The sequence below is a fragment of the Kitasatospora sp. NPDC047058 genome, assembly GCF_040643935.1.
GTDB lineage: Bacteria > Actinomycetota > Actinomycetes > Streptomycetales > Streptomycetaceae > Kitasatospora.
The window spans coordinates 1-10500 of the sequence record NZ_JBEYVJ010000256.1; the positions used below are offsets into that span (position 1 = coordinate 1).

A 10500-nucleotide genomic window follows, 5' to 3' on the forward strand; every position below is an offset into this window, starting at 1 on the left:
TCGCTGGAGGACGCCTGCAAGCTGGTGGCGGCGCGGGCGCGGCTGATGCAGGCGCTGCCGGCCGGCGGTGCGATGGCGGCGGTCAACGCGCCCGAGGCCGACGTCCTCGCGACGCTCGCCGAGCTGCCGGGCGTCGTCGCGATCGCCGCGGTCAACGCGCCGGAATCCGTGGTGATCTCCGGCGACACCGAGGCCGTCGACCAGGTCGTGGAGCTCTGGCGGGAGCGCGGCCGACGGGTGCGGCGGCTGCGGGTCTCGCACGCCTTCCACTCGCCGGCGATGGACCCGGTGCTCGACGAACTCGCCGCCGTGGCCGCCGGGTTGGAGTACCACCGTCCGCAGGTGATGTGGGCGGGTGCGCTGACCGGTGAGCTGGTGACCGAGTGCGAGGCGGGCTACTGGCCGGCGCAGACGCGCGGTGCGGTGCGCTTCGCCGACGCCGTGGCCGCACTCGCCGCGCAGGGCGTGTCGGTGTTCATCGAGGTCGGCCCCGACGGGTCGCTGTCCTCGCTGGGCCCGGACATCGTGGCCGGCACCGGGAACGAGGACGCCGCCTTCGTCCCGCTGCAGCGGCGGAACGACGAGGGCGTCACGCCCGTGGTGACGGGTTTGGCCCGCGCGTTCGTCCAGGGCGTGCCGGTGGACTGGAGCGCCGTGCTCCCGGCCGGCGAGCCGGTCGACCTTCCGACGTACGCCTTCCGGCACCAGCGCTTCTGGCTCGACGGCGGTGCGTCGTCACCCGTCATGGAGCTGCCGCAGCCGGTCGCCGACACGGCCGGGGCGCCGCTGGCCGACGCCGCCACCGGGCTGCTGCGGCAGCTCGTGGGCCAGCCCGGGCCGGAGCAGGACCAGGTGGTCCTCGACCTGGTCAGGACACACGCCGCAGCCGTCCTCGGACACACCTCCCCGCAGGCGCTCGACCCCGCGCACACCTTCAAGGAACTCGGGTTCGACTCGGTGACCGGCGTCGAGCTGCGCAACCGGCTGAGCGCCGCGGTCGCCATGCGGCTGCCCACCACCCTGATCTTCGACTACCCGACCCCCGTGGCGCTGTCCGAGTACGTGCGGGCGGAAGCACTGGGGCAGGCCGACGAGCCCGCCGCCCCGGGCCGGACGCCCGCCGGGGCCGACGAGCCGATCGCCATCGTGGCGATGAGCTGCCGCCTCCCCGGCGACGTCGATGCCCCGGAGCAGCTGTGGGAGCTGCTGGCCGCCGGCGGCGACGCCGTCGGCGCACTCCCCACCGACCGCGGCTGGGACCTCTCCCAGCTCTTCGACCTGGACGCGGAACGGGCCGGCACCTTCTACACCCGCGGCGGCGGATTCATCACGGGAGCAGGCGACTTCGACGCCGCCTTCTTCGGGATCAGCCCGCGCGAGGCGCTGGCGATGGACCCGCAGCAGCGGCTGCTCCTCGAACTCTCCTGGGAGGCCTTCGAACGGGCGGGCATCGACCCGCGGCAGCTGCGCGGCTCGGCGACCGGCGTCTTCGTGGGCGCGTCCTCGTCCGGCTACGGCGCCAACGCGCCCGAGGAACTCGAGGGCCACCTGCAGTCGGGCATCGCCCCCAGCGTGATCTCGGGCCGGGTGGCCTACACCCTCGGCCTCGAAGGCCCGGCCCTGACGGTCGACACGGCGTGCTCCTCGTCGCTGGTCGCCCTGCACCTGGCCGGCCAGGCCCTGCGGTCGGGCGAGTGCTCGCTGGCGCTGGCGGGCGGCGTCACCGTGCACGCCACCACCTCGTGGCTCGCCTGGTTCAGCCGCCAGCAGGGGCTCGCGGCGGACGGCCGCTGCAAGGCGTACTCGGAGCAGGCCGACGGCATGGGCATGGCCGAGGGCGCCGGCATCGTCGTGCTGGAGCGGCTGTCGGACGCGCGGCGGCTCGGGCACGAGGTGCTCGCGGTCCTGCGCGGCTCCGCCGTCAACCAGGACGGTGCGTCGAACGGTCTGACGGCGCCGAACGGACCGTCGCAGCAGCGGGTCATCCGGGCGGCCCTGGACAATGCGGGGCTGGCCACGGGCGACGTGGACGTGGTCGAGGGGCATGGGACGGGCACCAAGCTGGGTGACCCGATCGAGGCGCAGGCCCTGCTGGCGACCTACGGCCAGGGGCGCCCCGAGGACCGGCCGCTGCTGCTGGGTTCGCTGAAGTCCAACATCGGGCACACCCAGTGGTCCTCGGGTGTCGCGGGCGTCATCAAGACGGTGCTGGCACTGCAGCACGAGCAGCTGCCGAGGACGCTGCACGCCGAGGAGCCGTCCTCGCACGTGGACTGGGACGCGGGCGCGGTGCGGCTGGCGACGTCCGCGGTGCCCTGGCCGCACTCGGACGAGCGCCCGCGGCGTGCGGGGGTGTCGTCGTTCGGCATCAGCGGCACCAATGCGCACGTGATCATCGAGCAGGCTCCGGTGGAGGAGGCTGCCGGGTCCGGTGCGGACGGCCGGGTGCTGCCGGTGGTGCCGTGGGTGGTGTCGGGGCGTTCGGCGGCGGGTCTTGCGGGGCAGGCCGGGCGGCTGGCGGACTTCGTCCGGGGTGAGGCCGATCTGGCGAGCGTGGGCTGGTCGCTGGCGACGTCGCGGGCGGCGCTGGAGCACCGTGCGGTGGTGCTCGGCTCCGACAACGGCGAACTGACGACCGGGCTCAGGGCCTTGGCCGAGGGGCTTGAGGTGCCCGAGGTGGTGACCGGCACCGTGGGTGGTGTCGGCAAGGTCGGGTTCGTGTTCACGGGGCAGGGTGCCCAGCGGATCGGCATGGGCCAGGGACTGTATGCGGCGTTCCCGGTGTTCGCCGAGGCGTTCGACGCGGTGTGTGCGGGGCTGGCCGAGCACCTGGACGGGTCTCTTACTGCGGTGATCCGCGGCGAGGGGGATGGCCGGATCGATGACACGGGGTGGGCTCAGCCTGCACTGTTCGCGGTCGAGGTGGCGCTGTTCCGGCTGTTGGAGTCGTGGGGTGTGTCGCCGCAGGTGGTGGCCGGGCATTCCATCGGTGAGCTGGCGGCCGCGCATGTGGCCGGCGTGTGGTCGCTGGACGACGCCTGTGCGGTGGTGGCGGCCCGTGGCCGTCTGATGCAGCAACTTCCCACCGGTGGCGCGATGGTGGCCGTCGAGGCGACCGAGGAGCAGGTCCTCGAAGCGATCGCCGGCCGCACGGGCGTCGGCATCGCGGCGGTCAACGGTCTGAGGGCGGTGGTGATTTCGGGCGCCGAAGGCGAAGTGCTCGACGCCGCCGAGCAGTTGGCACAAGCGGGGGCGCGGACCAAGCGCCTCCAGGTGTCCCACGCCTTCCACTCCCCGCTGATGGAGCCGATGCTGGCGGAGTTCGCCCGCGTCGTCGCCTCCGTCAGCTACCGCGCACCCAGGCTGGCGATGGTTTCCGCCCTCACGGGCGAGCTGGTGACGGACGAGGTCACCGACCCGGCGTACTGGGTGAAGCACGTCCGCGAGGCGGTCCGTTTCTCCGACGCCGCCAACGCCCTCCGTGTCTCCGGTGTGCGGACGTTCATCGAGATCGGCCCCGACGGCATCCTCGCCGGCATGGGCCCGCAGACCCGCACCGACGCCGACGCCGACGGCGAGCCCGAGGTCTGGATCCCGCTGCTGCGCCGGGGCCGCGACGAGCCCCGCGCCCTGCTCACCGCGCTCGCCAAGGCGTTCGTCCGCGGCGTCCCGGTCGCGTGGGGCGAGCTCTACGCGGGCACCGGCGCCCGGCGCGTCGACCTGCCCACCTACGCCTTCCAGCGGAAGCGTTACTGGCTGAACGTCACCCCCGGCAGCCGCGCCGAGGACCTCGGCCTGGAGAGCCCGGGCCACCCGCTGCTGGGCGCGGCGGTGACCCTGCCGGCCAGTGGCGGCCTTGTTCTGACCGGACGGCTGTCCCTCGCGGGTCAGCCCTGGCTGGCCGACCACGCGGTGGACGGGCAGGCGGTGGTGCCGGGTGCCGTGCTGGTCGAGATGGCGGTGCGTGCCGGTGACGAGGCCGGCTGCGGCCGGGTCGAGGAGCTGCTGATCGAGGCGCCGCTGGTGCTCCCGCCCCAGGGCGGAGCGCGGGTGCAGGTCACGGTGGACGGGCCGGACGCGTCCGGCCGGCGCGCGGTGGCCGTCTACGCCCAGGCCGAGGACGCGGCGTCGGACGAGGGGTGGACCCGGCACGCCGCCGGTGCGCTCGCTCCGGCCGACATCGCCGCCGATGCCGACGCCGGCAGCGAATCGGCGCAGTGGCCCCCGGCCGGCGCGGAAGCCGTGGACCTGGACGGGTTCTACCCGGGGCTGGCCGGGAGCGGTCTCGCCTACGGCCCGGTGTTCCGCGGGACGCAGGCGGTGTGGCGGCGCGGCGAGGAGCTGTTCGCCGAGGTGGCGCTGCCGGACGGCGTGAACGTGACCGGCTTCGGCCTGCACCCTGCCCTCCTGGACGCCTCCCTGCACGTGATCGTGGGCGCCGGCGAACAGCGGGACCACGCCGAAGTCCCGTTCGCCTGGGGCGACGTGGTGGTTCACGCCGCCGATGCGGTGGCGGCCCGGGTGCGGGTGACGCCGTCGGCCTCGGGCGAGGGCGTGTCCCTGACCCTGGCCGACGCCACCGGTGGGCTGATCGCGTCGGTGGGCTCCGTGGTCCTGCGGCCGTTCGTGGCCGCTGCGGCACCGGCTCGCGACGACCTGTTCGGGGTGGAGTGGGTACCGGCCCCGGCGGCGGTCTCCGCGGAGCCGGACGGCCGGTGGGCCGTCCTCGGCGAGGAGCTGCCGGGCGCCGAGTCGTACGCCGACCTGGCCGCGCTGCTGGCAGCGCTCGACGAGGGCGGCACCGTCCCTGAGGTCGTGGTGACCCGGGTCGCGCCCGCGCCGGACGGCGGCGACATCCCGGGCGCGGCGCGCGCCACCGCGACGGACACGCTGGGCCTGGTGCAGGAGTGGCTGGCCGCGGACGCGCTGTCCGCGTCGCAGCTGCTGGTGGTGACCCAACGCGCGGTGGAGGCCGACGCCGACTCACCGGTGGAGGTCGCGGCCGCGCCCGTCTGGGGTCTCGTCCGGGTGGCCCAGTCGGAGAACCCGGGGCGCATCACGCTGGCCGACCTGGCCGACCTGGCCGACCTGGCCGACCTGTCCAGCCTGTCCGACGAGGCGATGGCGTGCCTGCGGGCGGGCACGGCGTCCGGTGAGCCGCAGTTCGCGGTGCGGGCCGGCCAGGTGCGCGTGCCGCGGCTGGTGCGGGTGCCGGCCGCGCCCGCCCCGGCCACTGCCGAAGGCCGGGCCGGCACGGTGCTGGTGACCGGCGCCTCGGGCGCGCTGGGCGGCCTGGTCGCCCGGCATCTCGCGGCGACCGGCCGGGCCGAGCGGCTGGTGCTGGTGTCGCGCCGCGGCATCGACGCCGCCGGGATGCCGGAACTCGTCGCCGACCTGAAGGAGTCGGGCGTCGACGTCGGCGTTGCGGCCTGCGACGTCGCCGACCGGGAAGAGCTCGCGCGCGTCCTGAAGGACGTGCCGCTGACGGGCGTCGTCCACGTGGCGGGAGTGCTCGACGACGGGATCCTCGCCGGGCTGACCCCGGAGCGGCTGGAAGAGGTCATGCGCCCGAAGGTCGACGCGGCGTGGCACCTGCACGAGCTGACCCGCGACCTGGACCTGGACACCTTCGTCCTGTTCTCGTCGATCGCCGGTGTGATCGGCAACGCGGGCCAGGCCAACTACGCGGCGGGCAACACCTTCCTGGACGCCCTGGCCGCCCACCGACTCCGCTCGGGCCTGCCGGCAGTGTCGCTGGCGTGGGGCCCCTGGGAGCAGGGCATGGCCGGCGAACTCACCGACGCCGACCGCCGGCGGCTGGCCCGCCAGGGCATGCGCCCGCTGTCCGACGAACGCGGCCTCGCCGTCCTGGACACGGCCGTCGGTCGGCCCGAAGCACTGCTGGTGGCATCCGAGTTGGACCTGCCCGCGCTGCGACGCTCCGGCGACGTCCCGGCGCTCCTGTCCGGCCTGGTGCGCGTGCCGCGTGCCGGCGGGTCCGCCCGCCGTTCGGTCGCGGAGTCCGCCGCCGGTGACCAGAACGTGCTGGCCGCCCGGCTGGCCGCGCTGAGCCCGGACGAACGGCTCGACGCCGTACGGGAGTTGGTCCTGTCGCAGGCGGCCCTGGTGCTCGGCATGTCCGGGCCGGGCAGCCTCGACGCGGAACGGTCCTTCCGGGACGTCGGATTCGAGTCGCTCACCGCGGTCGAGCTGCGGAACCGGCTGAACGGCGCCACCGGCCTGCGGCTGCCGGCCACGGCGGTCTTCGACTACCCGAGCCCGACGGCGCTGGCCGGCTTCGTGGCCCAGGAGCTGTTCGGTTCGGTCGCCGAGGAATCGGCCGCCCTCTCCGCCTACTCCGGACTCGACCGGCTCGAAGCGTCGCTCACCGAACTCCTGGGTGACGAGACCGCCCGGGCACGGGTCACGGCGCGGCTCAAGGACATCCTCTCCGTGCTGAGCGACACCGCCGGATCCGGCGAGGGCGACGACGACGGTGTCTCGGTCGCCGACCGGATCCAGTCGGCCAGTGACGACGACATGTTCGACTTCATCGACAACCAGCTCGGGCTCTGAGTACGTCGCCGTACCACCGTGCGTAATGAGGAAGGCGTCCATTCGGATGGCGAACGAAGAGAAGCTCCGTGACTACCTCAAGCGGGTCACCACCGACCTCGCCCAGACCCGGGAGCGCCTGCGGGAGGTGGAGGGCCGACAGCAGGAACCCGTGGCCATCGTCGGGATGGCGTGCCGGTTTCCGGGCGGGGTGTCGTCGCCGGAGGAGTTCTGGGAGCTGGTCGCGTCGGGCAAGGACGCGATCGGCCCCTTCCCGGCGGACCGCGGCTGGCCCGGGGACCTGGTCGACCCGGATCCGGACGCAGTGGGCAAGAGCGTCTCGGGCGAGGGTGGATTCCTCTACGAGGCGGGGGAGTTCGACGCCGAGTTCTTCGGGATCAGCCCGCGTGAGGCGGTCGTGACGGACCCGCAGCAGCGGTTGCTGCTGGAGACGTCGTGGCAGGCCCTGGAGGGTGCGGGGATCGATCCGACCGGGTTGCGGGGCAGCGCAACAGGCGTGTTCGCGGGGCTCTTCTACCACGACTACCTGCCGTTCTACCCGGTGCCGGAGGAGGCCGAGGGGTACCTCGGCACCGGGGGCATGGGGTCGGTCGTCTCGGGGCGGGTGGCGTACGCGCTGGGCCTGGAGGGGCCGGCGGTGACGGTGGACACGGCGTGTTCGTCGTCGCTGGTGGCGCTGCACCTGGCCTGCCAGTCGGTGCGCTCGGGCGAGAGTTCGCTGGCCCTGGCCGGTGGCGTGACCGTCATGTCGACGCCCGGCACGTTCATCGACTTCTCGCGGCAGCGCGGCTTGGCGGCCGACGGTCGCTGCAAGGCGTACGCGGAGTCGGCGGACGGCACCGGCTGGGGCGAGGGTGTCGGCGTCCTGGTCGTGGAGCGGCTGTCGGACGCGCGCCGGAACGGGCATCGGGTCCTGGCGGTCGTGGCGGGGACAGCAGTCAATCAGGACGGTGCGTCGAACGGTCTGACGGCACCCAACGGCCCCTCGCAGCAGCGGGTGATCCGGGCGGCGCTGGCCAGTGCCGGAATCGGTGCCGACGGCGTCGACGTGGTCGAGGGGCACGGCACGGGCACCCGGCTGGGCGACCCGATCGAGGCGCAGGCGCTGCTCGCGACGTACGGCCAGGAGCGTCCCGAGGACCGGCCGCTGCTGCTCGGCTCGGTGAAGTCCAACATCGGCCACGCCCAGGCGGCGGCCGGCGTGGCCGGGGTCATCAAGATGGTGACCGCGATGCAGCACGGCGTGGTGCCGGCGACCCTGCACGCGGACGAGCCGTCCTCGCGGATCGACTGGGAGTCGGGCGCGGTGCGGCTGGTGACCGAGGCACAGCCCTGGCCGGAGACGGGCGAGCGGCCCCGGCGTGCCGGTGTGTCGTCGTTCGGGTTCTCCGGCACCAACGCGCACGTGATCATCGAGCAGGCTCCGGCGGAGGAGGCTGCCGAGTCCGGTACGGACGGCCGGGTGCTGCCGGTGGTGCCGTGGGTGGTGTCGGGGCGTTCGGCGGCGGGCCTCGCGGGTCAGGCCGAGCGGCTCGCGGCCTTCGTCCGGGACGACGCCGATCCGGCGAACGTGGGCTGGTCGCTGGCGACATCGCGGGCGGCGCTGGAGCAGCGCGCGGTGGTGCTGGGCGCGGATCGCGACGAACTGGCCTCCGGGCTCCAGGCTTTGGCCGAGGGGTATGAGGTTCCGGGCGTGGTGTCCGGGGCGGCCGGCGCAGCGGGCAAGGTCGGGTTCGTGTTCACGGGGCAGGGTGCCCAGCGTGTGGGCATGGGCCAGGGCCTGTATGCGGCGTTCCCGGTGTTCGCCGAGGCCTTCGACGCGGTGTGCGCGGGGCTGGCCGAGCACCTGGACGGCTCGCTGGCCGCGGTGATCCGTGGTGAGGGCGAGGGCCGGATCGATGGCACGGGGTGGGCTCAGCCCGCGTTGTTCGCGGTCGAGGTGGCGCTGTTCCGGCTGTTGGAGTCGTGGGGTGTGTCGCCGCAGGTGGTGGCCGGGCATTCCATCGGTGAGCTGGCGGCCGCGCACGTGGCGGGCGTGTGGTCGCTGGATGACGCCTGTGCGGTGGTGGCGGCCCGTGGCCGTCTGATGCAGCAACTCCCCACCGGCGGAGCCATGGTGGCCGTCGAAGCCACCGAGGAACAGGTCCTCGAAGCGATCGCCGCCCGCACGGGCGTCGGCATCGCGGCGGTCAACGGTCTGAGGGCGGTGGTGATTTCGGGCGCCGAAGGCGAAGTGCTCGACGCCGCCGAGCAGTTGGCACAAGCGGGGGCGCGGACCAAGCGCCTCCAGGTGTCCCACGCCTTCCACTCCCCGCTGATGGAGCCGATGCTGGCGGAGTTCGCCCGCGTCGTCGCCTCCGTCAGCTACCGCGCACCCAGGCTGGCGATGGTTTCCGCCCTCACGGGCGAGCTGGTGACGGACGAGGTCACCGACCCGGCGTACTGGGTGAAGCACGTCCGCGAGGCGGTCCGTTTCTCCGACGCCGCCAACGCCCTCCGTGTCTCCGGTGTACGGACGTTCATCGAGATCGGGCCCGACGGCATCCTCTCCGGCATGGGCCCGCAGACCCGCACCGACGCCGACGCCGACGGCGAGCCCGAGGTCTGGATCCCGCTGCTGCGCCGGGGCCGCGACGAACCCCGCGCTCTGCTCACCGCGCTCGCCAAGGCGTTCGTCCGCGGCGTCCCGGTCGCGTGGGGCGAGCTCTACGCGGGCACCGGCGCCCGGCGCGTCGACCTGCCCACCTACGCCTTCCAGCGCCAGCACTACTGGCTGACCCCCGCTCTGGGCAGCCGCGCCGAGGACCTCGGCCTGGAGACCCCCGGCCACCCGCTGCTGGGTGCGGCGGTGACCCTGCCGGCCAGTGGCGGCGTCCTCCTGACCGGGCGGCTGTCGCTGGCCCGGCAGCCGTGGCTGGCGGACCACGTGGTGGCCGGCCAGGTCGTGGTGCCGGGTGCCGCGCTGGTCGAGATGGCGGTGCGGGCCGGTGACGAGGCCGGCTGCGGCCGGGTCGAGGAACTGGTCATCGAGTCGCCGCTGGTGCTCCCGCCCCAGGGCGGCGTCCGCGTGCAGGTGACCGTGGACGGCCCGGACGAGTCCGGCCGTCGCGCGGTGGCCGTTTACGCCCAGGCGGAGGAGGCCGCGCCCGAGGGGGAGTGGACCCGCCATGCGGCGGGCGCGCTGGCCCCGGCCGGGGCGCCGGCCGCCAACGGCGCGGGCACCGACTTCGCCCCGTGGCCCCCGGCCGGCGCGGAAGCCGTGGACCTGGACGGGTTCTACCCGGCGCTGGCCACCAGCGGCCTCGCCTACGGTCCGGCGTTCCAGGGGATCCGGGCGGCCTGGCAGCGCGGCGCGGAGCTGTTCGCCGAGGTCGCCCTGCCGGACGGCGTGAACGCCGCCGACTTCGGCCTGCACCCCGCTCTGCTGGACGCCGCCCTGCACGTGATCGTGGGCACGGGCGAGCGCCGGGACCGGCTGGAGGTCCCGTTCTCCTGGGGGAACGTCGACCTGCACGCCACGGGCGCCGCCGCGGCCAGGGTCCGGGTGACCTTGGAGCGGACCGGCGACGGCGTCTCCCTGGCCCTGGCCGACGCCACGGGCGCCTTGATCGCCTCTGTCGGCTCGCTGGTCCTGCGGCCCTTCGCCGCGGCTGCGGCACCGGCTCGCGACGAACTGTTCGGCGTGGAGTGGGTCCCGCTCGCGGCCGTGGGGCCGGAGGAGCCGCACGGCCGCTGGGCCGTCCTCGGCGAGGAGCTGCCCGGCGCCGAGTCGTACGCCGACCTGGCCGCGCTGCTGGCGGCCGTCGACGCGGGTGGCAGCGTCCCCGAGGTTCCTGCGCGAGGGCCATGCCGTGGAGGACACGCTGCGCCCGGACCGCGTCATCGCCGGCGTCACCGGCCCCGAGGGCGAGAAAGCCATCCGCG

2 protein-coding genes and 1 pseudogene are annotated in these 10500 nt (G+C 74.6%); all 3 read left to right on the forward strand.

Features of this window, described 5'->3' with window-relative positions; genetic code table 11:
- The first annotated feature begins 3 nt into the window (after window positions 1–3).
- The gene (locus ABZ885_RS28485; protein ID WP_360194526.1) at window positions 4–6576 is read left to right on the forward strand and encodes an SDR family NAD(P)-dependent oxidoreductase; all 6573 of its coding nucleotides are present in this window, start codon (window positions 4–6) and stop codon (window positions 6574–6576) included.
- A 46-nt stretch (window positions 6577–6622) separates the two neighbouring features.
- Window positions 6623–10408 (forward strand): annotated as a pseudogene (locus tag ABZ885_RS28490) (type I polyketide synthase); the annotation flags it as partial.
- A gap of 19 nt (window positions 10409–10427) precedes the next feature.
- Window positions 10428–10500: hypothetical protein (locus ABZ885_RS28495; RefSeq protein ID WP_360194529.1), on the forward strand; the 73-nt coding region annotated here is incomplete at its 3' end.